This window comes from Robertkochia solimangrovi, from assembly GCF_007279655.1.
GTDB lineage: Bacteria > Bacteroidota > Bacteroidia > Flavobacteriales > Flavobacteriaceae > Robertkochia > Robertkochia solimangrovi.
On the sequence record NZ_QKWN01000002.1, the window covers coordinates 472,329 to 497,558 of the forward strand.

21 protein-coding genes are annotated in these 25,230 nt (G+C 40.7%); 13 read left to right on the top strand and 8 right to left on the bottom strand.

Annotated elements, in window-relative coordinates; translation table 11 throughout:
- The first annotated feature begins 26 nt into the window (after window positions 1-26).
- Both DMZ48_RS05995 and DMZ48_RS06000 read left to right on the top strand, forming a co-directional pair.
- The gene (locus tag DMZ48_RS05995) at window positions 27-518 is read left to right on the top strand and encodes a hypothetical protein (RefSeq protein WP_143954205.1); all 492 of its coding nucleotides are present in this window, start codon (window positions 27-29) and stop codon (window positions 516-518) included.
- A gap of 126 nt (window positions 519-644) precedes the next feature.
- Window positions 645-1,775: a redoxin domain-containing protein gene (locus tag DMZ48_RS06000; protein WP_143954206.1), complete on the top strand. Its 1,131-nt coding sequence runs from the start codon at window positions 645-647 to the stop codon at window positions 1,773-1,775.
- Between the two features lie 65 nt (window positions 1,776-1,840).
- Here DMZ48_RS06000 and DMZ48_RS06005 read toward each other — a convergent pair whose 3' ends face one another.
- Both DMZ48_RS06005 and DMZ48_RS06010 read right to left on the bottom strand, forming a co-directional pair.
- Complete coding sequence (locus DMZ48_RS06005) at window positions 1,841-2,521, bottom strand: SIMPL domain-containing protein (RefSeq protein WP_143954207.1); 681 nt, start codon at window positions 2,519-2,521, stop codon at window positions 1,841-1,843.
- A 46-nt stretch (window positions 2,522-2,567) separates the two neighbouring features.
- The gene (locus DMZ48_RS06010; protein WP_242009137.1) at window positions 2,568-3,209 is read right to left on the bottom strand and encodes a rhomboid family intramembrane serine protease; all 642 of its coding nucleotides are present in this window, start codon (window positions 3,207-3,209) and stop codon (window positions 2,568-2,570) included.
- A 58-nt stretch (window positions 3,210-3,267) separates the two neighbouring features.
- On the opposite strand from DMZ48_RS06010, the gene DMZ48_RS06015 reads away from it, so the two are divergent.
- Complete coding sequence (locus DMZ48_RS06015; RefSeq protein WP_143954209.1) at window positions 3,268-4,161, top strand: lysophospholipid acyltransferase family protein; 894 nt, start codon at window positions 3,268-3,270, stop codon at window positions 4,159-4,161.
- A 52-nt stretch (window positions 4,162-4,213) separates the two neighbouring features.
- On the opposite strand, the gene glmM is transcribed toward DMZ48_RS06015, so the two are convergent.
- Window positions 4,214-5,602 carry a phosphoglucosamine mutase gene (gene glmM / locus DMZ48_RS06020; protein ID WP_143954210.1) on the bottom strand — a complete coding sequence of 463 codons (1,389 nt, stop codon included), beginning with the start codon at window positions 5,600-5,602 and terminating at the stop codon, window positions 4,214-4,216.
- An 82-nt stretch (window positions 5,603-5,684) separates the two neighbouring features.
- Here glmM and DMZ48_RS06025 point away from each other — a divergent pair, with 82 nt between their 5' ends.
- The 5 genes from DMZ48_RS06025 to DMZ48_RS06045 all read left to right on the top strand — a co-directional run bounded on the left by DMZ48_RS06025 (window position 5,685) and on the right by DMZ48_RS06045 (window position 12,304).
- The gene (locus DMZ48_RS06025; RefSeq protein WP_143954211.1) at window positions 5,685-6,269 is read left to right on the top strand and encodes an acyl carrier protein phosphodiesterase; all 585 of its coding nucleotides are present in this window, start codon (window positions 5,685-5,687) and stop codon (window positions 6,267-6,269) included.
- Window positions 6,270-6,282: 13 nt separating this feature from the next.
- On the top strand, window positions 6,283-7,953 hold the full coding sequence (ggt, locus tag DMZ48_RS06030) for a gamma-glutamyltransferase (RefSeq protein WP_143954212.1): 1,671 nt from the start codon (window positions 6,283-6,285) through the stop codon (window positions 7,951-7,953).
- 21 nt (window positions 7,954-7,974) lie between these two features.
- Window positions 7,975-8,667 carry a hypothetical protein gene (locus DMZ48_RS06035; protein ID WP_143954213.1) on the top strand — a complete coding sequence of 231 codons (693 nt, stop codon included), beginning with the start codon at window positions 7,975-7,977 and terminating at the stop codon, window positions 8,665-8,667.
- A gap of 106 nt (window positions 8,668-8,773) precedes the next feature.
- On the top strand, window positions 8,774-11,608 hold the full coding sequence (uvrA, locus tag DMZ48_RS06040) for an excinuclease ABC subunit UvrA (RefSeq protein ID WP_143954214.1): 2,835 nt from the start codon (window positions 8,774-8,776) through the stop codon (window positions 11,606-11,608).
- A 6-nt stretch (window positions 11,609-11,614) separates the two neighbouring features.
- Complete coding sequence (locus tag DMZ48_RS06045) at window positions 11,615-12,304, top strand: LOG family protein (RefSeq protein ID WP_143954215.1); 690 nt, start codon at window positions 11,615-11,617, stop codon at window positions 12,302-12,304.
- A 68-nt stretch (window positions 12,305-12,372) separates the two neighbouring features.
- On the opposite strand, the gene DMZ48_RS06050 is transcribed toward DMZ48_RS06045, so the two are convergent.
- The 3 genes from DMZ48_RS06050 to DMZ48_RS06060 form a co-directional block, all read right to left on the bottom strand.
- Window positions 12,373-14,958, bottom strand: coding sequence for a phosphoenolpyruvate carboxylase (locus DMZ48_RS06050; RefSeq protein WP_143954216.1), 2,586 nt, complete (start codon window positions 14,956-14,958; stop codon window positions 12,373-12,375).
- A 317-nt stretch (window positions 14,959-15,275) separates the two neighbouring features.
- Window positions 15,276-15,755, bottom strand: coding sequence for an Lrp/AsnC family transcriptional regulator (locus tag DMZ48_RS06055; RefSeq protein ID WP_143954217.1), 480 nt, complete (start codon window positions 15,753-15,755; stop codon window positions 15,276-15,278).
- A 97-nt stretch (window positions 15,756-15,852) separates the two neighbouring features.
- Window positions 15,853-16,989 carry a M14 family metallopeptidase gene (locus tag DMZ48_RS06060; RefSeq protein ID WP_143954218.1) on the bottom strand — a complete coding sequence of 379 codons (1,137 nt, stop codon included), beginning with the start codon at window positions 16,987-16,989 and terminating at the stop codon, window positions 15,853-15,855.
- Window positions 16,990-17,297: 308 nt separating this feature from the next.
- On the opposite strand from DMZ48_RS06060, the gene DMZ48_RS06065 reads away from it, so the two are divergent.
- The 5 genes from DMZ48_RS06065 (at window position 17,298) to DMZ48_RS06085 (ending at window position 20,633) form a co-directional block, all read left to right on the top strand.
- Window positions 17,298-17,717 carry a helix-turn-helix transcriptional regulator gene (locus tag DMZ48_RS06065; RefSeq protein ID WP_143954219.1) on the top strand — a complete coding sequence of 140 codons (420 nt, stop codon included), beginning with the start codon at window positions 17,298-17,300 and terminating at the stop codon, window positions 17,715-17,717.
- A 2-nt stretch (window positions 17,718-17,719) separates the two neighbouring features.
- Window positions 17,720-18,097 (top strand): hypothetical protein, encoded by a 378-nt coding sequence (locus DMZ48_RS06070; RefSeq protein WP_143954220.1) that lies wholly within the window; start codon window positions 17,720-17,722, stop codon window positions 18,095-18,097.
- Window positions 18,098-18,102: 5 nt separating this feature from the next.
- Complete coding sequence (locus tag DMZ48_RS06075; protein WP_143954221.1) at window positions 18,103-18,918, top strand: TerC family protein; 816 nt, start codon at window positions 18,103-18,105, stop codon at window positions 18,916-18,918.
- Between the two features lie 46 nt (window positions 18,919-18,964).
- Entirely contained in the window at window positions 18,965-20,068 is a 1,104-nt protein-coding gene (locus tag DMZ48_RS06080) for a VanZ family protein (RefSeq protein WP_143954222.1), read from the top strand.
- Between the two features lie 121 nt (window positions 20,069-20,189).
- A complete protein-coding gene (locus DMZ48_RS06085) occupies window positions 20,190-20,633 on the top strand; it encodes an MgtC/SapB family protein (protein WP_143954223.1) in 444 nt (147 codons plus the stop codon).
- 22 nt (window positions 20,634-20,655) lie between these two features.
- On the opposite strand, the gene DMZ48_RS06090 is transcribed toward DMZ48_RS06085, so the two are convergent.
- Window positions 20,656-23,268 (bottom strand): DNA gyrase/topoisomerase IV subunit A, encoded by a 2,613-nt coding sequence (locus DMZ48_RS06090; RefSeq protein ID WP_143954224.1) that lies wholly within the window; start codon window positions 23,266-23,268, stop codon window positions 20,656-20,658.
- A gap of 89 nt (window positions 23,269-23,357) precedes the next feature.
- The gene (locus DMZ48_RS06095) at window positions 23,358-25,217 is read right to left on the bottom strand and encodes a DNA topoisomerase IV subunit B (RefSeq protein WP_143954225.1); all 1,860 of its coding nucleotides are present in this window, start codon (window positions 25,215-25,217) and stop codon (window positions 23,358-23,360) included.
- Window positions 25,218-25,230: the final 13 nt, after the last annotated feature.

The following is a 25,230-nucleotide window of genomic DNA, read 5'->3' on the forward strand; positions in this document are numbered from 1 at the left end:
ATAACTTAAAACTAAATTTAAATTTAATGAAAAAACTGATCTTATTTAGTGTTATTCTATTAGGTTTCACAGCAGCAGGATTTGCTCAAACCATCTCTAAAAATGCGCTTGGACTACGTCTTGGAGATAGTGATGGATTTGGAGCAGAGATCTCTTACCAACGTGGAATCTCATCAAACAACAGACTAGAATTTGATCTTGGTTGGAGAGACAGTAATCACTATGATGCCTTTAAATTAACCGGTCTTTACCAATGGTTGTTTCCATTAGATGGAAACTTCAACTGGTATGTTGGTGCCGGTGGTGGTATTGGAAGTTATGATTACGACAATGATTACAATCAATTAGGTGTCGATGACAGCGGTACGTTTGTAGTTGCTGCGGGTGATATCGGAATTGAGTACAATTTCAATATTCCTTTATTGTTGTCTTTGGATTTTCGTCCGGAACTAGGATTTGGTGATTTTAATGATGATCTTGATTTCGATATCGCATTAGGTATCCGTTATCAGTTCTAAACCTCACAAAACAATAGATAAAGCCTCTGTTTCACAAAAACAGAGGCTTTTTTGTTAATTCTCTTTTGTGTTAAAGTCGAAATTTTAACTTTGTACGAAATACAATAACAGTAAATACAATATTTAATGAAAAAACTCGCAAGTGTTTTTGCCTTATCGCTTTTACTTTTCTCTTGTAATAAGGCAGCAAAAGATCAGTATCATGTAACTGTAAATATCAATGATATTGAAGATGGTACGAAAGCTTATCTGCAGAAACCTTCACCAATGGGGCAACCGGAAGCCATCGATACCGCGGAGATCAAACAAGGATCTCTCGAATTCGCAGGTAATGTTACCACTCCGGCGGTACACCTTATATATATCGACGGATTGAAAGGAGTTATCCCGTTCGTTCTTGAAGAAGGAGATATCGATGTAACTGCTTATAAAGACAGTTTAAACTATTCTCTCCTCGAAGGAACCCCTTCCAATGATGACTTTACCTCGTATATGGTAGGTACACGACAATTGAGAAAGAAAATGCAGGATCTGCAAACCCAGGCAATGGACGCGCAACGAAAAGGCGATACCGTTACCCTTAATGTACTAAAGGAAACCTTTACAGAAGTTCAAAAAGAGGGGCAGGATTACGAAGCTTCTTTCGTTGACGAACACCCTAATTCTTTCGTTTCCCTTATGGTACTTCAGCAAATGCTGAATTCCCGTTCTAAAACTCCTGAAGAGATCAATGAGATCTATAGTAAAATGAAACCGGAACTCAAAGAGACCGAAATCGGTAAACAACTTGGAGAAGTTCTGGAAAAAGCTACTAAACTTTCTATTGGTGCTAAAGCTCCGGAATTTTCAGGACCAACTCCTGAAGGAAGTACATTAGCTTTAAGTGATGCCTTAGGGAAAGTCACTATTCTTGATTTCTGGGCAGCCTGGTGTAAACCTTGTCGTGCTGAGAATCCTAACATGGTTGCACTTTACAAAAAGTATCATGATAAAGGACTCAATGTTCTTGGAGTTTCTCTGGACAGAACTGCAGATGACTGGAACAAAGCCATCGCTGAAGATGAATTACCATGGCAACATGTATCAAACCTTAAATTCTGGCAGGATCCGATCGCTCAACTCTACAATGTAAGAGCGATTCCTCAAACTTATGTGCTGGATGAAAATGGTGTGATCATCGCCAAAAACCTTCGCGGTGAAGAACTACAACAAAAAATAGCTGAAATTCTGGGAAGTGCTGAAGAAAGCATCCAATAATTTCAACATTATGTAATAAAAAAGGCGATCAATTAGATCGCCTTTTTTTTGTCTTTTATTTCCTGTTACAAAAGCTCAAACACCACTGTAATCTTTTTATCCATCTGCATCTCTCCTACTGCAATAGTTTCCATAGCTGACCCTTCAGCATCAAATGCTACCGCCTTACTTCTAAGTATTGGGGAAGAGCCATCTAAGGGTTCCGTAATCTGAATCGCGCGTCCAATCTTCTGCCCCAATGCTTCTGCGTAAAGTTCAGCTTTTGCCTTTGCATCAGACACCGCTTTCAATCGTGCCTCACGAGTAATCTCCTCCATTTTTGAAGACTTAAAATTGATCCCGTCGATCCTGTTTACCCCGGTTTCCAAAAAACCCTGTACCAACGCTGAGTAGCGACTCATATCCCTGATCACCACAGAAACAGACTGATTAGCCACATAGCTGTATTGCTTGGTCTGGTAGTTGAAGTTTTTGTTTAAGTTAAGATACTCAGTATGCACATCCTTAGCTTCTATGCTATTTTTACGGGCATATTTTATGAGACCATCAATAGTCTTATCGTTAGCGGATTTCACCTCCTTCAGATCGTTACCTTCATTTTCGACACGAAGCTTAAGCACTACATAATCCGGAGTTACGGAAACCACACCTTCCCCGGTAACTGAAATAAATGGTTGTTCGATTTTCTGGGCTAAGGCTGGAACCGCCGTCACCATCGTAAGTAATAATACAAGTTTTTTCATCATTTGACTTTTTAATTTGTTGAACTTAGAACAAATTAAATGCCAAAAATCAGATCTTCCCGAATTTTTCCATCGCAAATAATATAACTATCGGAATAGCAAGTAGTACCACCATTAAAGGTTCCTGAGAAATTAATGACGGACGAAGAAATAATGTCATCACATAGCCACCGATAGCGCCACCGAAATGGGCAGTATGTCCGATATTCCCGATTCGGTTCTTCATTCCGTAGATGGAATACAGCAAATAACCAATTCCGAAGATAAATGCAGGAATTGGGATGGGTACAAAGAAAAATGCAAGACGCATATCAGGATTCAACAGTATTGCGGAATATAAAATACCGGTCACGGCACCGCTGGCACCTACTGCACTATAGTGGTATTCATCCTTATGGATACCTAAAGATAAAAGGCTGCCAAACAGAAGGCTGACAAAATAAATGATAAGAAATTTAGGGTCTCCGAAAAATCCAACCACGATTGGCGCAAAAAAATACAGCGTGATCATATTAAAGATCAGATGTGTAAAATCAACGTGCAAAAAACCCGAAGTAATATTACGTATCTGTTCGCCCCTTTTTATGGCGCCTATGTTAAATTTATATTTTTCGAAAAAAGTAAAATCATTAAAACCCTTGATCGAGGCGATCACATTGGCGGCAATAATGACAATAGTAGCTATACTCAAAATTAAAACCTTTTAATCGTTGTATCAAATATAGCTATATTTGCCAAAATTATTTTGAATGCAACTACTAATTTATATCCTTGTCTACCCTTTCCTCTGGCTTATTTCCAAACTTCCTTTTCCAGTGTTTTACAAGGTATCAGATGCGATTTGTTTTTTGGTGTATCGTGTTTTCGGATATCGCAGAAAAGTAGTTCAAAAGAATTTAAGACTTTCTTTTCCCGATAAATCCGAGTCCGAAATATTAGGGATCGAAAAGAGGTTCTATAGTCACCTTATCGACCTTTTTCTGGAAATGATCAAGTCTCTGGATATGTCGGAAAAGGAGATCAAAAAACGGATGAAGTTCACAAACATAGAACTTCTTAAGAAATATGAAAAAGAGGGTCGGAGTGTCATGATGGTGGCAGGACATTACGCAAGTTACGAATGGGTGGTCTGCTTAGGGCACTATATCGATAGTGAAGGAGTCGTGGTCTATGCCCCCCTCTCCAATAAATATTTTGATCGGCTCGTACAGCGAATCCGGTTAAAACACAATATCACCCTGGTCTCCCGCTATAAAACCCTGGCCGTTATGAAAGAACACCTTACGAATAAGGTGAACGCGATGTATGGTTTTGCAAACGATCAATCGCCACAACCACATAAAGCACACTATTGGCGTAACTTTATGGGAGTTAAAGTTCCGGTTTTTACCATGGCTGAAAAACTATCCAAAGAAATGGATCTGGTGGTCATGTTTCTCGATATTCAAAAAGTAAAAAGAGGATATTATGAAACGACATTCCGACTGATCACGGATACTCCCAATGCTCTGCCTAATTACCAGATTACTGACGAATTCACAGAGATCCTTGAAGATCAGATCCGAAATAAACCGGAATACTATCTATGGACACACAACCGATTCAAGCATAAAGACAAAGTGCCAGCCGAATTTCAGGACTGACACTTTGAAATTTTACCTCTGATCAGCGTCAGAGCAATTATATTTTGGTGAGTTATTTTTGTGCAAGCGCACTTAATTCCTCGATAAAACGATCTGCTAAAGCATCAGCGGCTAACTGAGCACCTGCTTCAGTATAGATTCTGATGATCGGTTCCGTATTCGATTTACGAAGATGCACCCAGCTATCTGAAAAATCGATCTTAACTCCATCGATGGTAGTAACTTCTTCATCAGTATAATGTTTCTCAATTCCTGCCAGAATTGCATCAACATCAAGATCCGGAGTTAATTCGATCTTCTTCTTACTCATAAAATAAGCCGGATAAGAAGCTCGTAATTCACTGACACTTACCTTTCTTTCTGCCAACAAACTGAGGAAAAGTGCTATACCGACCAGAGCATCACGACCGTAATGGCTTTCAGGATAGATAATACCACCGTTTCCTTCACCTCCGATCACAGCATTATTCGCCTTCATGGAGGTAACCACATTTACTTCTCCGACGGCTGCTGCAAAATATTCACCGCCGTGCTTTACTGTAACATCACGTAGCGCACGTGAGGAGCTAAGATTAGAGACTGTATTCCCTTTTTGTTTGCTAAGAATATAATCAGCACAGGCTACCAAGGTATATTCCTCTCCGAACATTTCACCGTTCTCACTGATAAAGGCAAGTCGATCAACATCAGGATCAACGACGATCCCAAAATCAGCCTCTTCCTCCTTTACCTTTTCCATAATATCCGTAAGATGCTCTTTCAAAGGTTCCGGATTATGTGGAAACTCACCATTAGGCTCGCAATATAATTCGATCACACGCACACCTAACTCCTTCAATAATGCAGGTACCGCAAGTCCTCCCGAAGAATTCACTCCGTCAACCACTACGGTAAATCCAGCTTCCTTGATCTTCTCTTTTTCAACCAGATCGAGGTTCAGGACTTCATCGATATGTATATCTATATAGGCATCATGTACCAATACGGTTCCTAATTTATCAACTTCAGCGAAGTTATAATCATCACTTTCCGCGATCTCTAATATCTCTTTACCATCTGCTCCACTTAGAAATTCTCCCTTTGCATTCAACAATTTCAATGCATTCCATTGTTTAGGATTATGGCTGGCGGTCAGAATTATTCCTCCATCCGCTTTTTCCATCGGAACAGCGATCTCCACGGTAGGTGTAGTAGAAAGACCGAGATCGACCACATCGATACCAAGTCCGCTAAGCGTAGCACTAACCAGATCCTGGATCATCTTACCTGACAACCGGGCATCTCTACCGATCACTACTTTTAAACGGTTGTTCTCCGATTGTTTTTTCAGCCAGGTTCCATAGGCTGCTGCGAATTTAACGGCATCAAGCGGAGTCAGATTATCGCCGGGACGACCTCCAATAGTACCTCTGATACCTGAAATCGATTTAATTAATGTCATATTTGAATTCCAGTTTGTTTAATCAAAACAAATATACGATTCCATTCGGGCTTTGTTATTTATGAATTTGTAAATTTAGTCGATGAATTATCTTGCACATATTTATCTCTCAGGTGATAACCCCCGAATCAAGATCGGTAACTTTATGGCAGACAGTATTCGCGGTAAGAAATACATGAATTATCAGGGAGATTTCAGAAAAGGCATATTACTGCACAGAGCTATCGATACATTTACTGATGCGCACCCGGTTGTACGACAAAGCACAAAAAAATTACACAATACCTATAGCCACTATAGTGGCGTCATCGTTGATATATTCTATGATCACTTTCTCGCAAAGAACTGGAGCGAGTATTCAAAAATTCCACTTGAAAGTTTCACGGAAGATTTCTACGACCTCCTCGGCGAATATTATGCTGTACTTCCCCTAAATATAAAGAAAATGATGCCTTATATGATCGCAGACAACTGGTTATATAATTATCGGACCATCGAAGGTATAGGCCGTGTCCTGGAAGGACTAAACCGTAGAACGCATAATCGTTCCGGCATGAACAATGCAACGGTTGAATTACAGCAATTCTATCAGGAATTTGAACATGAATTCAGAACTTTTTTTCAAGATATTAATGTATTTTGTAGCCTTAAATTAAAAGAACTTTAACCAATCCACCTTTATGAAAAGAATTTACACCTTACTCCTCTCCTGCCTGCTCTTTATAGCTTGTGACAAACCAGAAAAAGGATTGATCACCGAAAAAGCCATGGTTGTATCTGCCCGTGAAGAAGCTTCTTCTATCGGTGCAGCGATCATGAAACAAGGAGGAAATGCTTTTGATGCTATGGTAGCTACTCACCTGGCCCTGGCAGTCGCACATCCTTCTGCAGGAAATATTGGCGGCGGTGGATTTATGGTGTACAGAACTGCAAACGGAGAAACCGGCAGCCTCGACTTTAGAGAAAAAGCACCGCTAACTGCACACCGGGATATGTACCTGGATTCTGTAGGTGATGTAATTGAAAATATGAGCCGCCTCGGAGCACCCGCAGTCGGTGTACCTGGTTCGGTAGCAGGAGTACTGGAGATCTATGAGAAATTTTGCTCGCTCCCCTTGAAAGATCTCATCAACCCTGCGATTGAACTTGCGCGAAAAGGTGTTGTGGTAACGGAAAAACAAGCCAGAGCACTTAACGGATATCATGATCTTTTTATTGAAGTGAACGGTGATTCTTCCCTGTTTTCAAATGATTATGCTCAAAAAGATCTTATCATATATGAAAATCTTGCCCAGACACTGGAAGCTATCCGTGATCATGGAAGAGATGGATTCTATACAGGATCCAATGCTGAAAAACTAGCCGGATTTATTCAAAAGAACGGAGGTTTTGTGACCGTTGAAGACCTTGCTGCCTATCAGGCAGTATGGCGACCTGTTTCCAGAATAAACTTCAACGACCTGACTATCTATTCCATGGCACCCCCCAGTAGTGGCGGGATTACCATGGGACAAATACTCGGTATGGTTACCGGTTATGATCTGGAATCATTAGGACATAACCAACAACCTTATATGCAATTGATAACCGAAGCAGAGAGACGAGCTTATGCAGATAGAAATTATTTCCTGGGAGATCCTGACTTTGTAAATATCCCTAAGGAAACCTTATTGGATATGACCTATCTGAAAGATCGGATGGCAAGTTTTTCCTTTGAAAAACCCACCCCTTCTTCTGAGATCGCACACGGAAATGCAGTCTATGCTGAAAGTATGGAAACCACGCATTATTCGATTGTCGACGCGGAAGGGAACGCGGTTTCAGTAACGACAACCCTCAACGGTTCCTTCGGTTCAAAATTATACTGCGACGAACTCGGCTTTTTCCTCAACAACGAAATGGATGATTTCAGTGTCAAACCAGGCGTACCCAATATGTTTGGATTAACCGGAAATGAAGCGAACAGCATAGCTCCCGGTAAACGCATGCTCAGCAGTATGACCCCTTCGATCGCAGAAAAAGACGGAAAACTCTTTATGGTAGTCGGTACTCCCGGCGGAGCCACTATAATCACTTCAGTTCTACAAACAATTCTCAATGTGGATATTTTCAACATGGGGATGCAGGAAGCGGTTAATGCTCCAAGATTTCATCACCAATGGTTGCCGGACCTGATCACTATAGAAAAGGACGGCTTTGACAACGAAACCATCTCCGGACTTAAAGAAATAGGATATACCATCAAAGAAACCCGCTCAATCGGCCGTGTAGATGCAATTCTAATCCTTGAAAATGGTAAGCTCGAAGGTGGAGCAGATCCACGGGGAGATGATGCTGCTTCAGGATTTTAATGGTTCTAAATCAACGAGATCATGAAAAGATTCTTAAAAATATCAGCCTTCATACTACTAGGCTTAGTAGTCCTGTCCGGCATTCTGTTCCTTATTTATAACGAACCCTTACCGGACGGAACACCAGGTCCGGAAGCTGAGGCCATGGCTCAAAAAATGCTGAGAACCCTCAACAACACCAACTTTCAAAAAACCAAAACTATAGAATGGCAGGTTTTCGAACATCATTATTCCTGGAACAAAGCTGATAACAAAGCAAGTGTCAAATGGAAGGATAATGAAGTGATTTTAGATCTGACAAACTATTCAGAAAGTGTTGTCTTTGTGGATGGCATCAAAAAACATACGGAACCCAGAGAAGAACTCATAAAGACGGCAGTGGAATATTATAACAATGATTCTTTCTGGCTGGTCGCTCCTTTTAAAATATACGATCCGGGTACGATTCGTGGTATTGTAAACACAGATGATGGTAAAAAAGGCTTACTTGTAACCTATACCACTGGTGGTTCAACCCCTGGCGATTCGTATCTGTGGTTCCTGAATGAAGATGGGTTCCCCACCAATTTCAAAATGTGGGTAAGCATTATTCCCCTCGGCGGAGTCAATGCAACCTGGGAGGATTGGAAATTTACAGAATCCGGAATCTACCTGCCTCAAAAACACAAATTGAGCTTCTTTGATTTTTCGATCAGCAACATCGATACTAACTAGAATTTAAGGGTGAATCTAACCGGATTTCACCCTCCTTATTTTTAAAAATACAATACCCTGACAGCTTCCTATTTAGCTCTTATTATTGTAACTTCGCAATTTTGCTATGTCAAATCACGAAGAAAATATAGAGGTTCAGGGAGCTCGTGTTCACAACCTTAAAAATATAGATGTCAATATTCCGCGGGAGAAGCTGGTGGTGATCACCGGGCTTTCCGGAAGCGGAAAATCCTCTCTGGCATTTGACACTATTTATGCTGAGGGACAACGTCGATATATCGAAACTTTTTCTGCATACGCCAGACAATTTTTGGGTGGACTGGAACGCCCTGATGTTGATAAGATTGACGGACTTTCTCCGGTAATCGCCATCGAACAAAAGACCACCTCTAAGTCTCCTCGCTCCACAGTCGGAACCATCACCGAGATTTACGATTTTCTACGACTTCTCTATGCCCGGGCGGCCGATGCCTACAGTTATAACACTGGAGAAAAAATGGTGAGCTACAGCGACGAACAAATCAGAGATCTTATCCTTAGTGAATTCGATCAGAAACGAATCAATATTCTGGCTCCGGTGGTGAAGAGTCGTAAAGGACATTACCGGGAACTATTCGAACAAATTTCAAAACAAGGATTTGTCAAAGTTCGAGTTGACGGGGAAGTTCGCGACCTTGAGAAGGGTATGAAGGCAGATCGCTATAAGACCCATGATATCGAAATTGTGATCGATCGTTTAAAAGCTGAAGATACCGAAGATACCCGAAAGCGATTGATGGAATCTATCAATACCGCCATGTATCATGGTGATGATGTATTGATGGTGATGGACCATGACACCGGCGAAGCCCGGTATTTCAGTCGCAATCTGATGTGTCCGTCTACCGGGATCTCCTACCCTGACCCCGAACCCAACACATTTTCATTCAATTCACCAAAAGGTATGTGTCCGCATTGTAACGGACTTGGAGTGGTATATGAAGTGAACAGAAATAAGATCATTCCGGATAATACGCTGAGTATTAAAGGTGGTGGAATCGTTCCGATCGGAGAATATAAAAAGTCATGGATATTCAGACAATTGGAAGTCATCGGTCAACGTTACGACTTTGAACTTACCGATCCAATTAAGAATATTTCTGAGGAAGCTATTGGAATGATCTTCAATGGCGGAAATGAAAAATTCTCTATCGAATCCAAGACCCTTGGTATTACCAGGGATTATAAAATTGAATTTGAAGGAATTACCAATTTCATCAAAAATCAGTTTGATGAAAGCAACTCAACTTCCATAAGAAGATGGGCCAAAGAATACATGGACAAGATCGAATGCCCTGAATGTCATGGCACACGACTCCGTCAGGAATCTCTTTACTTTAAGATCGGCGAGAAAAATATCGCTGAATTATCACAATTGGATATTACCGACCTTAAAAACTTCTTTAAAACACTTCCGGAAAAATTAAGCGATAAACAACTAAGGATCGCTGAGGAAGTTTTAAAGGAAATAAACGCAAGAATTAGTTTTCTACTGGATGTGGGCCTCGATTACCTGTCTTTGAATCGAAGCTCCAAGTCTTTATCCGGTGGAGAAGCACAGCGTATCAGACTAGCAACACAGATCGGATCTCAACTGGTAGGGGTATTATATATTCTTGATGAACCCAGTATCGGACTTCATCAACGGGATAATGATCGCCTGATCCATGCTTTAGAATCGCTTCGGGATATCGGGAATTCGGTTATCGTAGTTGAACATGATAAGGATATGATCCTGAAGGCTGACCATGTAATCGATATTGGTCCGCGTGCCGGAAGACATGGAGGCAAGATCATTTCAGAAGGAACTCCGGAAATGATACTCAAAACCCATACACTTACCGCAGATTACCTGAATGGCACCCTGGAGATTAAAGTCCCTGAAGAGCGCCGAAAAGGGAACGGATCCAGTATAGAATTAAAAGGATGCACAGGAAATAATCTTAAAAATGTCAATGTAACCTTTCCACTTGGAATGATGATCGGGGTTACAGGCGTTTCAGGAAGTGGCAAATCCACCCTGATCAATGAAACCCTCTACCCTATTCTGAATGCACATTTTTTCAATGCAGTAAAGAAACCAATGCCTTATAAAAGCATTAAAGGCATTGAAAATATTGACAAGGTGATCGATATCAATCAATCACCGATAGGCAGGACTCCCCGATCCAATCCTGCTACCTACACAGGAGTATTCAGTGAGATACGTCAACTTTTCACCAAAACTCCGGAAGCTATGATCCGTGGTTATAAACCCGGCAGATTTAGTTTCAACGTTAAAGGCGGTCGGTGTGAAACCTGCCAGGGAGGTGGTGTACGGGTCATCGAGATGAATTTCCTGCCAGATGTCACCGTTGAATGCGAAACCTGTCAGGGTAAAAGATTTAATCGTGAAACTCTGGAGATCCGATATAAAGGAAAATCGATCGCTGACGTTCTGGATATGACCATCAATGACGCGGTTGATTTCTTTGAGAATATCCCGAAGATTCACAGGAAACTCGAAACCATCAAGCAGGTAGGTTTAGGATATATCACCCTGGGTCAGCAATCCACTACACTTTCGGGTGGGGAAGCACAACGGGTCAAACTGGCAACTGAACTCTCCAAAAAAGATACAGGCAATACCTTCTACATTCTCGACGAACCCACGACAGGTTTGCATTTTGAAGATATTCGGGTATTGATGAACGTACTCAATACGTTAACGGATAAAGGAAACACAGTGCTAATTATCGAGCACAACCTCGATGTTATAAAGATAATGGATCATATCATCGACATCGGATACGAAGGAGGTAAAGGGGGTGGCAAAGTCGTTGCTGCCGGTTCCCCGGAAGAATTGATCAACAATAAAAAGAGCTATACAGCCAAATACCTCAAAAAAGAATTATTAAATTAAAATATAATGCGTAACGAAAAACACTATAAAGGGTGGAATGAAATAAAGACGAACGACTCATGGGCAATTTTTAAGATCATGGGGGAATTTGTAAAAGGATATGAGAAACTGAGTGAGATCGGTCCCTGCGTATCCATTTTCGGATCAGCCCGAACCAAACCAGAGCATGAATATTATAAACTTGCGGAACGTATCGCTTCCAAGATCGTTGAATCAGGCTATGGGATCATAACCGGAGGAGGCCCGGGAATTATGGAGGCCGGAAATAAAGGAGCTCATCTGGCCGGTGGAACGTCTGTAGGTTTGAACATCGACCTTCCTTTTGAACAACATGACAACCCTTATATCGATAGTGATAAGAATCTTGACTTCGATTATTTCTTTGTGCGCAAAGTTATGTTCGTAAAATACAGCCAGGGTTTTGTGGTCATGCCCGGAGGATTTGGTACCCTTGACGAATTATTCGAAGCGATAACCCTGATCCAGACACATAAGATTGGGAAATTTCCGATCATCCTCGTAGGAACAGAATTCTGGGGAGGATTGATCGACTGGATACGAAAGACATTACAGGATGAACACAAGAACATCAGTCCTGGAGATCTGGACCTGATCAGCCTTGTCGATACAGAAGATGAGGTTATCGAGGTACTCAACTCCTTCTACAACACTTATAATTTGAGTCCGAATTTCTAAGATTCCGATCCTTATAAACTAAAAAAAGCCGGAAATAATCCGGCTTTTTTAATATTGCGATGTTAAAATTATGCTGAGTTCCTGCTGGCATTAATATTACCAAACAAGGAACGTGTCACCATATTTTCAAGTATTTCCTTGCGTTCCGGATCGATCTTTTTAGAAAGTTCCATCTTCTGAATCTCCAGTAAAGCATATTGTTGTATGGTAAGTAAAGGCAATACAATATTTTCCCTTACCTGAATCGAAGCCCGCATCGAACGGGTATCTTCCATCAATTGACTATAACCGGTCACTTCCAGGATCATATCTTTACTACGCTCATATTCCGTATGGATCAATTTCCAGAATTCCCCGAATTCCTTATCATCCTGCATATAAGCAGTTAGCTTAAAGAAAGACTTAGTAAGACTCATCATACTGTTTTCAAGAAGGGTCTTAAAGAAAGTGGAATTCTTATACAACGATTTAACCTTATCGATCTCACCATTCTTTTTGAACTCCTCAATCGCCAGACCTACCCCGAAGAAACCGGGAACGTTTTGTTTCAACTGGCTCCAGCTTCCCACAAAAGGAATTGCTCTCAAATCAGAAAAAACAAGCTTATCCGATTTACCACGCTTAGAAGGCCGGCTTCCGATGTTGGTTTTTGCATAGTATTTCAAGGTACTCATTTTCTCCAGATAGGGAAGAAACTTCGGATGATTCTTAAAATCAACATAGGCATCATAACTGATCTCCGCCAGCTTATTCATCGTTTCGCGATCTTCCTTGTTCAGTGCGAGTGACTTATTCGCATAAATGCCGTTCACCACTCCGGAAGAAAGCAATTGTTCCAAATTATATTGACAGGAATCCTGGGTTCCAAAGTTAGAACTGATGGTCTGTCCCTGAATGGTCAACTGTATCTCTTCATGTTCGATGGTAGGCCCTAGTGAAGCATAGAACTGGTGCGTTTTTCCACCACCTCTTGCCGGTGGCCCTCCACGACCATCGAAAAATATTACTTTAACTCCATATTTTCTGGAGATCTTGGTTAGTTCCTCTTTAGCCTTGAAGATACTCCAGTTCGCCATCAGATAGCCACCATCTTTCGTTCCATCTGAGAAACCGAGCATGATGGTTTGTTTATTCCCTCTTCTCGCCAGGTGGGTTGCATACGACTCATTGGTATATAGGGTTTCCATGACCTTATGAGCTACCTGAAGATCATCAACGGTTTCGAACAATGGGATCACATCCAGATCTGGTTGTTCCCAATCACACATCCTGATCATCGCAAAGGCTTCCATGACATTCAGAACACTACCATTATTACTGATTATATAACGGTTACATCCCTGCTCTCCATTATTCTTCTGAATAGTTTTGATCGCATAAATGGACTCCAGAGTAACTCTGGCCATTTCATGCTTAAAGAGTCCGGGATTAACTTTTCCTGTAACTTTACCCAGGACACTGATCTGCTCCTTCTCCGATAATTTCTCATAGTCTTTCGGAAACATATCCAGACCCATCTCATGAGATTCCTTAACTATATTCTCCAACACATTCGAATGGACTCTGGAATCCTGACGAATATCGAGCGATGCAAAATAGAATCCGAATAAATGGATCTTATTGATCAGATCATTCACTTCTTCAACGAACAATGATTGGTGTTTGGTTTCCAGGATCTCACGGATCTGAACAAGTGTACTCAGCGATTCTTCTGCAGTTATCGTGGTACGACCGCTTTCCAGAAAAATATTCTCATAAAGCTTACCTTCTAAATCCGTGATCAGTTTATCAACGATCTTAAAAGTGATCCGTCTTCTCAATTTACGCACATCCCGGTAATAATTCTTTAGAATGGTACTTCTCAAACGATCAGCTACCTTCAGGGTAATCTCAGTGGTTACGAAAGGATTTCCGTCACGGTCACCACCAGGCCAGAATCCAAGATTGAGAATTTGATTATTCATAGACTTACCATCATAGATGTTAGCCTGAATATAATCATAGATACGGCTAATCGTATCGTAAAATACATTTTCAAGATACCAGATCAAACTGACAGCCTCATCGAAAGGTGTTGGTTTTTCTTTTTTAAAGAACGGAGTTTTCCCTAACTGGGCCAGTAACTTTTTGATGAGTACCAGATCATTTTTACTGATCGCCTCAGCAAGATCGGTTATAATTCCCAAAACAGACCCCGGATAGAACTGCGTAGGGTGTGCAGTCAATACCGTACGAACTTTGAAATGATCCAGAAATGCCTTGAGTTCTTCCGTTTTACTTCTTTCTTCCGCTTCTTCCTTAACATTCCTGAGGGTACCTCTACCGTTCATATTATTCACGATAGGGAATGCCGCGTCTTCGATAGCGTCGAAAAGCACAACCTGGCGCTCGATATATTGAATGAACCGGAACAAAAGACTCATGCGTTCTTCATCGGACGGCTTATCCATATACTTTTCAAAAAAAGTATCAACGATCTGCTCAGGATTCTTATTTTCATCATACCCTTTCTCACACGTCTCCTTAAATAAAGGAAGCATGACTCCGGTATTTGTGATCTCGTCAAAAGGTAAGGTAATAAAAATGCTGTTGTAAGTCTGATATCGCGATAAAACACTTTCGTTAAATCGTTCAATTCTTGGTTTTCTCAACATATAGTTCAATTTTACGTGAAGATACAAAAAAGCCCCCTTTTAAGTAAAGGTTCAAGCACTCTTAATGCAATTTCAACAAAATTTCACAGAATGTTAGAATCCTGGGTAAAATCCCCGCCTTAAACCTAATAACCTAAACAACAGCAACTTGATGAACATATAGCAAAAACAAGCACGGCATATGCTCCCGAATGGTGTCTCATACCGGGTTTACGATAGAAAAGAAATAAAAAAAACCTTTATATGTCGCTTTACTCAGGCAACATATAAAGGTTTCTGATCCCAAAGGATCAATGAGTTATAAGATCTTTCAGAAACTATAGATCATTGAAGATCGTATGCATAAGACGTTTCTTGTCATTGATGCTTTCTTCAAGAGAAATCATTGTTTCTGTACGACTTACACCATCAATATCGTCGATTTTAAAGATAACGTCCTTCGCGTGTTTAGTGTCGCGTGCACGGATCTTGCAAAAGATATTGAACTTACCGGTGGTAATGTGAGCCACAGTAATATAAGGTATCTGATTCAGTCGTTCCAGTACGAATTTGGTCTGATGGGTACGTTCAAGGAAAATTCCGACGTATGCGATGAACGAATAGCCCAGTTTGACATAATCAAGAGTTAAGGATGAACCCTTAATAATTCCCGCATCTTCCATTTTCTTCACTCTTACATGTACCGTTCCAGCAGAGATCAATAATTTTTTCGCAATGTCTGTGAAGGGAGTACGAGTGTTATCTATCAGCATATCAAGTATTTGATGATCTACCTCGTCTAATTTAAATTTAGCCATAGTTATTTCATTTATTCTAAGGAATATGCAAAAAAAATAAAAAAATCTTAATACATCCTAATTTTTGTTGCATTTTTTTATCAACTGAATGAAAATTCTAACTAAAACGTTGTAGTAAATCTCTTATTTCCAAACTCTCGTTTTGATCTATTTTCGTGATATCGACTACCGCTCCCTGAGCATTTAATTCTATATGACCAAACTTAGCAGACAGGTCACCATAATCTTCTAATGCCGGTACAAAATCGATATCGCCATTTACGAGTGTCTCCTTATATAGTATACCAAGATCAGCAGCAAGCTCCTTCTCCCCTTCTGAAATGGTGGTATTTCTTACAATAACATCCAGGAACAATTTATCATTTTCCGGAATCATGAAGTATTCTTCATAATCGAAACGCTCCAGCTCTTCATTCGCTAACACCTCCAAAGCACGCACAAGTGCTATCGCAATATACATTCGGGTTTTAAGACGTTTATAATCATGCGGATAATGTCCTGATTCAAACAATACGGTTGGAACACCTGCAGACTGAAAAGTATCGCCCACACAGTTTATATTAAAGGAATCATCATAGCGACCTACCTGTCCGGGAATAAGTGGCTGTAGCACTTCATTCATCGCAACGATAAGTTGCATACTTGCCATACGTACGACATTGACAGACCGTTCCTCATCTTTTGCAGGAGACAAAAAAGATACAGTGGCGGGGTGCTGATATTTACCAGCGCTGAAAATAGTACGCTGATCATGAAGATTAAAACAGAAATCGGGTTCAAATGCAGCAAATACTTCACTAAGAACACGACTTTCGGGCTGAGATAGATCCTGCGCATCGCGATTCAGGTCTACTTTATTATGATTTACCCGCGTATAGGCCGTCGCCCCGTCAGGATTCAGTACCGGAATGATCTCTAGCGTAAGATTCTTAAGAACGAACTCCCTGAAAGAATCATTAGAGGCCATAAAATGCAGCAGATCCATCAACGCACGCGTTGTGGTAGATTCATTTCCATGCATCTGTGACCACATCAATAATTTCAAATTGCCTGTACCACATCGATAAATATATATAGGTCTGCCTTCAACAGATTCTCCACGGAATTCTTTGGTCAGCCATCCAGAATAGGTATCAAGCTCCTTTTCTATATCCTGAAACCGTAAATACCGCCCTTCATGGCCAGGCTTATAATATTCAGTGTAGTTTTCTGTGAATTCAAGTGTAAAACTCATAGCTGTTTATTTGTTCACAAATGTAACATTTAAATAGTTTACAAATGTAAAATTCAATTAAATAGCAGTATGTTTACACCGCTAAACAAGCTATTGTTTCCGCAGATTTGCCCTTGTTTTAAAGATTGTATGTTTAAATAAAATCAAATAGCTATTATTATACTGTATATTAGTTAATTATGTTATGTCATTTAATGTGAATTATTAAACAAATTGCTGTATTTAGAGCTCTGAAGTCGGTTAGGATTGTGAATAGTGTTTACATTTGTAAATACATTGAGGTAAAATATTTTGTTTACATTTGTAACATGATAAATTCAGTTGACTTTAGTAAACGTTTGGAGCAGGTTCTGGATTATTACGAACTAACCGCTTCAGCTTTTGCCGACACCATCGGTGTACAACGATCTTCTATCTCACACATTCTTTCAGGAAGAAACAAACCGAGCCTGGACTTTGTCATGAAGATCCTTCAGCATTTTCCCGATGTGGAATTATATTGGCTCCTGAACGGAAAAGGCAATTTCCCCTTAAAACGGAATTCCACAGCTGCGGTCACTACCCCGAACCTGAAACTTGAATTTGAAGAACCTGAAACCAAACCACAGGAAAAAACGGTGACTGCACTTACGCAGGAAATCGTGACATCCCAAAAAGAAAAGGAGATCGCCCGTATTGTTATTTTCTATACGAATGGTACCTTTGAAGAATTCAAAAAACCATCTTAAGAATGCTTCGATATCTTCTGGGAATATGCATCGCGATCACTACAGTTTCATGTTACAATGCTCAAAGTGACTGCAAGAATTTTAAAACTGGTGAATTTCAATTTAATTATACACTCGACGGTCGTGAAGTCGAAACAACTTTTATCAGAAACGATAGCATGGAATATGATATCATCGATGGAAAAACAGATACCAATACGGTGCGATGGATCAACGATTGTGAATTTATTGTGAAGAAAATCAATCCCCAAACAATTTCAGAAGGCAAGGCTATCCATATTAAAATCTTGACCACATCAAAAAATTCTTATACTTTTGAGTATTCACTTGTCGGTGATACAAAGAACAAACAAAAAGGAGTTGCTCATAAAATTAACTGATCAGTATGTTTGAAGTGTTTTCCAGCGCAGATGCATGGGTAGCTTTGTTGACGCTTACCTTTCTGGAGATCGTTTTAGGCATCGATAATATCGTGTTTATTTCTATTGCCGCAAATAAACTCCCTGAGCACCAGAAAAAGAAAGCCACCAATATCGGATTACTGCTCGCCATGGTTCAGCGTATTATTCTTTTGATGGCTGTAAGCTACCTGGTCGGACTCAATAAACCCTTTGCTTATATCGACAACAGCTGGTTTTCTGCTGGCATCAGCTGGCAGGCCGTCATTCTTTTCGTAGGTGGAATTTTCCTGCTCTACAAAAGCACCTCAGAGATCCATGAAAAAGTAGAGATCCCCGATCACGATGTCAACGAACTAAAATCAAAGAACCTGTCCACCCTGTCAAAAGCGATCATTCAGATCGTGATCATCGATTTTATTTTCAGTATCGATTCCATACTAACCGCTGTTGGGATGACCAACGGCGTGGGATCAAACCCTAATCATTCTCTTGTAATTATGATCATCGCAGTCGTAATCTCTATTCTGATCATGATGCTTTTTGCTAATCCCATTAGAGAATTTATACATAAACACCCCTCGATGCAACTTCTGGCTTTAGCTTTTCTGATCTTGATCGGCTTTATGTTGATCACGGAAGCGGCACACCTATCCCATACTACTATATTCGATCAATCGATCGGTGCAATACCTAAAGGTTATCTTTATTTCGCTATTGCATTTTCCTTACTCGTTGAATTCCTAAACATGAAGCTGAGGAAAAAGATCGAAGTTACCAATGATGATAATGAGAATGAATAGTTAATTTCAAATCTGAAGGGAAGCACCTTCTAAAGACACAGCCGTAATGGATGTATGGATGTATGACATCAGGGCAGCGGTATTCGTTTTTCCGTTTATCGCGCTTCTGGCCACCACACCCGTAGTGTGGTATCATTATAAAAAATATGGATACCTGCACAACCAGCGGGCAGTGGTAATATATTCCTTTCTGTTCTATTGTATTTGCGCCTATTTCCTGACCATTCTTCCATTGCCAAAAATCACCCCGGATTTCTGTCTGACCTATCGCGATAAATTCCAACCCATTTTCGTGCCTTTCAATTTCATCAATAACCTGAAAGATGAATTACAGGGACAATACAGCGTTTCACACCTTTGGCACAGCTTCACCTTATTGGTGAACGCACTGAATATATTATTGCTTTTCCCATTCGGATTTTTCTTAAGGTATCTATTTAATAGAAGTACCATAACGATCATATTATTAAGCTTTTGCGCTTCTTTATTTTTTGAAGTGAGCCAAGTAACCGCCTTGTTCGGACTCTATCCTTGTCCTTATCGCTTATTCGAAGCTGATGACCTTATGTTCAATACACTGGGAGGTTTTATCGGAGGTGAAACCGCAAGACAACTCACCTTCCTGCCTTCCATGAAACCCATACCGACCAGAAATCGCTACCGAATCAATTATACAAGACGATTCCTGTCATTTGCTGTCGACCTGGTACTGATTACCATTTTCGCTTTTATGTCTACAAGATTCCCATGGCAGGATTTTGTTGACCTTTTGATCCTTATTCTTTATTTCACGGTGATTCCGTTATTATTTACAGGATCCACTCCCGGGAAACGGCTGTTTGGATTTCAACTCGTCGATAAATATGGTGAGCCTGCTAGCTGGGCACAACTCCTGATCCGGAATTTCATTTTGTATATAATACCGATTTTCGGAACCGATTCACTGAGAAAACATTGGGAAATAGACCCGTTCGAACTCAGGTCTCTGATCAACCTTCTTTTCATACCTGCCCTGTATTTTTTGATACTGGTGATCCCTGCTTTACTCCGTAAAGACAAGAGAGGACTTCATGATATCATAGCTGGCACCCGACAACGATTACGCCCTAAGAGCATTAAACTATCACTTCATCAAAATCATGTTAACTAATTTATTATAAGCTAGTTATGCATTTTGTTTAATGTTGGAAATCATGGTTTTTTTCGAATTTAGGCTTTCATTTCAACACTAAAATAAAAATAGTATCTTAGAAATATAAGATTTCAACATCATGGGATTCGATAATTTCTTCAGCGGTGAAATGTTGGTTTTTTGTTTAAAGATATTCTTTGCTTCGATCTCAGGTTTACTGATCGGACTCGAAAGGGAGATCAAAGGAAAAAGTGCAGGATTGAAGACCAACGCACTGGTTTCCCTTGGCGCTTGTGTATTTGTAATCGTTTCACTAAAATTTCAAGGAGAACAATATGCAGATGTTACGAGGGTATTGAGTCAAGTTGTGACCGGGGTAGGTTTTCTTGGTGCCGGAGTGATTCTTCAACAACAAAACAAAATAAAAGGATTAACTACAGCGGCCACAATCTGGTGTAGTGCCGGGGCCGGATGTCTCGCGGCCACGGCTATGTATTCAGAACTGATCATTTTCGCAATATGTGTAATCGTGATCAATATTGTCTTTGGATTTGTCGATGCTAAAATCGAAAACCGGAGGTAGTAAATAAACTCTGATTCTGCCGTCAATCGAGCTCCATGGAGATCTGACCATCATTCTCGTCAGGATGATCATCGGTGATATCTTCTTCATCTACAACATCCATTTCCTCCGCAGGTAACGGCTCCTCTTCTTCGTAAGGCAGTGACGCTAATAGATTTACGATCTTTATTTTCTCTGTGGTCAACTGATTACCCAATGCTTTTATGCCTTTTATAGCGATAAATTCTTCCAGGTTTACCTCCAAATTCGGTTTCGCCTCTTTTCCTCTGGGTTTAGCAAATTCAATATCAGCAACAGGTCGCCAATCTGTTGAAACGATCTCCAGCTGAGATTTCGGATGATCTGTAATGAAGGTCTCCTCCTTATTTTCATTTTCAATCAGGAATCGTTTCACATAATAACGCTCCTTTTCACCATCCCAGTAGATCGCAGATATCGGTTTTTTAGGATTCCATTTTTCAAGTACCACCATGTGGTCATCAAAGTGGGTTGTCAATTCCGGTAATATCGTCTTTACAGATCCATTTGAATGCACTATAAGCAAACGGTCATCGCCTTTGAAGGCTCCGAGCAATTCACCCCTACCATCGACATTCAGCCTTCTGACGGTTTCGTCGAACCAGATCTTACGAGGTTTAAGGGTTGACACCCCTTTTTCCTTCAACTCAATGCGTTTAATAGGATATTTGGTGACGATATTCCCTTTGGAATTCCTGCCTTTGATAAGGATATCTGCAAAATCCATATCCCACTTCAGCTTTTTAATGCTTCCTTTCTGGCGAAGTAGAATAGTTACGATCTCCGCCTCACCATTAGGGTTAGCGGTAAAATATTGTACTACCGAACCTGCAACTCCGTTAGTCAGATCATACTCCCGATCCCTGGTAGTACTGGAAACAAAGAATCTTTTAACATAGGTCGCACCGGCTTTTCCGTCGCGGTATATCAGATTATAAATCGTTCGTTTATCCTTTTTCTTGAATACGGCCACATGAATGATATCTTTACCTACAAAAGTCTTGGTATCCACTTTGGTAATCATCATCTTCCCCTGACGGGTGAATACGATGATATCATCGATATCACTGCAATCGCAAACATATTCGTCTCTCTTCAACGATGTACCGACAAATCCTTCTTCACGGTTTACGTAAAGCTTGGTATTTCTGATCACCACCTTTGAAGCTTCAATATCATCAAATACCCGTATTTCTGTTTTTCGTTCCCTACCTTGCCCGTAGTTCTTCTTTAACTGAGTGAAGTAATTGATAGCAAACTCGATAAGGTGCGCCAAATGATCTTTTACTCTGGCTATTTCACCTTCAAGCGCGTCGATCTTTTGTTGTGCCTTATCGATATCGAACTTAGAAATTCGTTTGATTCGAATCTCAGTAAGCCTTACGATATCATCTTCGGTAACCGCCCTTTTCAAATGACCGATAAAAGGCTTTAGTCCGTTATCTATCGCATTGATAACTCCCTCCCAGGTTTCTTCTTCCTCGATCTCACGATAGATCCTGTTCTCGATAAAAATTCGTTCCAGGGAAGAGAAATGCCATTGCTCTTCAAGTTCACTTAATTCGATCTCTAACTCCTGACGAAGCAATTCCACCGTATTATCGGTAGACCTTCTCAAAATCTCAGAAACCCCTATAAACAAGGGTTTATTATCTTCGATCACACATGCCAGCGGTGAAATAGATGATTCACACGCGGTAAACGCATATAAGGCATCGATCGTTTTGTCAGGCGATATGCCAGCAGGCAGATGCACCAGGATCTCCACGTCTGCCGCGGTATTATCCTCGATCTTTTTGATCTTTATTTTGCCTTTATCATTAGCCTTCAGAATAGAATCGATCAAAGATGACGTATTTGTCCCGAAAGGTATTTCATTGATGACCAGCGTGTTTTTATCCAATTGGGAAATCCTGGCCCTTACGCGTACTTTTCCACCGCGGTTCCCATCATTATAATTTCCTGCATCCATGATCCCCCCGGTAGGAAAATCAGGGAGTATGGTAAAACGTTTACCTTTCAGGTGTTTGATGGAAGCATCCAGCAATTCATTAAAATTATGCGGAAGCAGCTTCGTTGAAAGTCCTACCGCAATCCCTTCCGCTCCCTGGGCCAGTAATAATGGGAATTTTACCGGTAAATTGATCGGCTCTCTTTTTCGTCCGTCATAACTCAGCTGCCAATCAGTGATCTTAGGACTAAAAATTACTTCCAGTGCAAATTTAGAAAGTCGGGCCTCGATATATCGGGAGGCTGCCGCACCGTCACCGGTGAGAATATTCCCCCAGTTCCCCTGAGTATCGATAAGAAGATCTTTTTGCCCGATCTGTACCATAGCATCTGCTATACTCGCATCACCATGCGGGTGATACTGCATCGTATGACCTACGATATTCGCCACCTTGTTGTATCTTCCGTCATCCAGGTCCTTCATCGAATGCATGATCCTGCGCTGTACAGGCTTAAAACCATCTTCAATAGCAGGTACCGCTCTTTCCAGAATTACATAAGAGGCATAATCGAGAAACCAGTCTTTATACATACCACCCACTCGGGTGATTGTATCTTGCTGGTTATCACCAAGATCTTCGGGCAAATTTTGATTTTCTTCAGACATTAAACCGGATTTAATTAACTGATTTTATATTTTGATGTTTTTCAGATTCTATGTTGATCGGACTGGTTATTCATTGAGAGCAGTACACATTACTCTTTCTCTTCTACCACATCCAGCTCTACTTTCAGATTCTCGATGATAAACTTCTGCCGGTCCGGCGTGTTTTTTCCCATGTAGAACTCAAGAAGACTTTCAATAGACATGGCCTTATCCAGCATTACCGGGTCGAGACGAATATCATCTCCGATAAAATGCTTGAACTCATCAGGAGAAATCTCACCAAGCCCTTTAAATCGTGTTATTTCCGGCTTTCCTTTCAATTTATCGATCGCATTGCGACGTTCTTCTTCACTGTAGCAATAGATCGTTTCTTTCTTATTACGAACACGGAATAACGGGGTTTGCAAGATATAAAGGTGTCCTTCCTTGATCAATTCAGGAAAAAACTGCAGAAAGAAAGTGATCAACAATAAGCGAATGTGCATACCATCCACATCGGCATCAGTAGCGATCACGATATTATTATATCTCAGGTCTTCCATCGATTCTTCGATGTTCAACGCAGCCTGAAGCAGATTGAATTCTTCGTTCTCATATACGATCTTTTTACTCATCCCATAGGAATTGAGTGGCTTACCACGCAAACTGAATACAGCCTGAGTATTTACATCACGGGATTTCGTAATCGAACCCGATGCAGAATCTCCCTCCGTAATAAACAGTGTACTCTCGAGTCTGCGATCCATTTTCATATCTCCCAGATGAATTCTGCAATCGCGAAGTTTCTTATTATGCAGACTTGCTTTTTTCGCTCTGTCTCTGGCGAGTTTACGAATTCCTGAAAGTTCCTTCCGTTCTCTTTCAGCCTGAAGGATCTTACGCTGGATCTTCTCTGATACTTCCGGGTTTTTATGCAGGAAATTATCTAGTTGGGTTCCTACAAAATCATTGACATATGTACGTACGGTCGGCAATTCACCTCCCATCTCCGTGGATCCGAGTTTGGTTTTGGTCTGACTTTCGAAGACCGGCTCCATAACCTTAATAGATACGGCAGCAATGATAGATTTACGTATATCGGAAGCATCATAGCTCTTATTATAGAAATCCCTGATCGTTTTTACGACCGCTTCCCTGAAGGCCGCCAGATGCGTACCTCCCTGGGTTGTATTTTGTCCGTTTACAAAGGAATGATATTCTTCACTGTACTGAGTTTTACTATGCGTGATCGCCAATTCGATATCATCCCCTTTCAAATGGATGATCGGATATAGCATATCCTCTTTATTAGTGGTATCCTCCAACAGATCCTTTAATCCGTTTTCAGAATAGAATTTTTCTCCGTTAAAAACAATGGTAAGCCCAGGATTCAGGTATACATAGTTACGGATCATCCGCTCTATATATTCATTCCTGAACTTATAGTGTCTGAAGATACTTTCATCAGGCACGAATGTGACTTTCGTTCCTCGTCTTCTAGAAGTCTCCTCCAGTTCCTCTTCATTGACCAACTCCCCTTTCTCAAATTCAGCAGATTTAGATTTCCCGTCTCTGTTGGACTCAACTCTAAAAAAGGCGGAAAGCGCGTTCACCGCTTTGGTACCAACCCCGTTCAGTCCGACCGATTTCTTAAAGGCTCGGGTATCATATTTACCCCCGGTATTCATCTTGGAAACCACATCGACCACCTTACCCAAAGGTATACCTCTACCGTAATCACGAATTATGACCTTTTCACCCTGAATAGAGACATCGATGGTTTTTCCGGCCCCCATAACGAATTCATCGATACAGTTATCAAGTACTTCTTTGATAAGAATATAGATACCATCATCGGCAGAAGAACCATCCCCTAACTTTCCGATATACATACCGGGACGCATGCGGATATGCTCCTTCCAGTCAAGTGAACGAATATTATCTTCGGTATACTGAGTAGTTTGCGACATACTGATTAGAATG

Bases quoted from the DNA above. Each gene is read 5' to 3' on its own strand.
- DMZ48_RS06045 (WP_143954215.1), top strand. From the start codon at position 11,615: ATGCGTAACGAAAAACACTATAAAGGGTGGAATGAAATAAAGACGAAC.
- DMZ48_RS06095 (WP_143954225.1), bottom strand. From the start codon at position 25,217: ATGTCGCAAACTACTCAGTATACCGAAGATAATATTCGTTCACTTGAC.
- DMZ48_RS06050 (WP_143954216.1), bottom strand. From the start codon at position 14,958: ATGTTGAGAAAACCAAGAATTGAACGATTTAACGAAAGTGTTTTATCG.
- DMZ48_RS05995 (WP_143954205.1), top strand. From the start codon at position 27: ATGAAAAAACTGATCTTATTTAGTGTTATTCTATTAGGTTTCACAGCA.
- DMZ48_RS06005 (WP_143954207.1), bottom strand. From the start codon at position 2,521: ATGATGAAAAAACTTGTATTATTACTTACGATGGTGACGGCGGTTCCA.
- DMZ48_RS06025 (WP_143954211.1), top strand. From the start codon at position 5,685: ATGAATTATCTTGCACATATTTATCTCTCAGGTGATAACCCCCGAATC.
- DMZ48_RS06015 (WP_143954209.1), top strand. From the start codon at position 3,268: ATGCAACTACTAATTTATATCCTTGTCTACCCTTTCCTCTGGCTTATT.
- uvrA (WP_143954214.1), top strand. From the start codon at position 8,774: ATGTCAAATCACGAAGAAAATATAGAGGTTCAGGGAGCTCGTGTTCAC.
- DMZ48_RS06070 (WP_143954220.1), top strand. From the start codon at position 17,720: ATGCTTCGATATCTTCTGGGAATATGCATCGCGATCACTACAGTTTCA.
- DMZ48_RS06035 (WP_143954213.1), top strand. From the start codon at position 7,975: ATGAAAAGATTCTTAAAAATATCAGCCTTCATACTACTAGGCTTAGTA.
- glmM (WP_143954210.1), bottom strand. From the start codon at position 5,602: ATGACATTAATTAAATCGATTTCAGGTATCAGAGGTACTATTGGAGGT.
- DMZ48_RS06090 (WP_143954224.1), bottom strand. From the start codon at position 23,268: ATGTCTGAAGAAAATCAAAATTTGCCCGAAGATCTTGGTGATAACCAG.
- DMZ48_RS06075 (WP_143954221.1), top strand. From the start codon at position 18,103: ATGTTTGAAGTGTTTTCCAGCGCAGATGCATGGGTAGCTTTGTTGACG.
- DMZ48_RS06085 (WP_143954223.1), top strand. From the start codon at position 20,190: ATGGGATTCGATAATTTCTTCAGCGGTGAAATGTTGGTTTTTTGTTTA.
- DMZ48_RS06080 (WP_143954222.1), top strand. From the start codon at position 18,965: ATGGATGTATGGATGTATGACATCAGGGCAGCGGTATTCGTTTTTCCG.
- DMZ48_RS06055 (WP_143954217.1), bottom strand. From the start codon at position 15,755: ATGGCTAAATTTAAATTAGACGAGGTAGATCATCAAATACTTGATATG.
- DMZ48_RS06000 (WP_143954206.1), top strand. From the start codon at position 645: ATGAAAAAACTCGCAAGTGTTTTTGCCTTATCGCTTTTACTTTTCTCT.
- ggt (WP_143954212.1), top strand. From the start codon at position 6,283: ATGAAAAGAATTTACACCTTACTCCTCTCCTGCCTGCTCTTTATAGCT.
- DMZ48_RS06065 (WP_143954219.1), top strand. From the start codon at position 17,298: ATGATAAATTCAGTTGACTTTAGTAAACGTTTGGAGCAGGTTCTGGAT.
- DMZ48_RS06060 (WP_143954218.1), bottom strand. From the start codon at position 16,989: ATGAGTTTTACACTTGAATTCACAGAAAACTACACTGAATATTATAAG.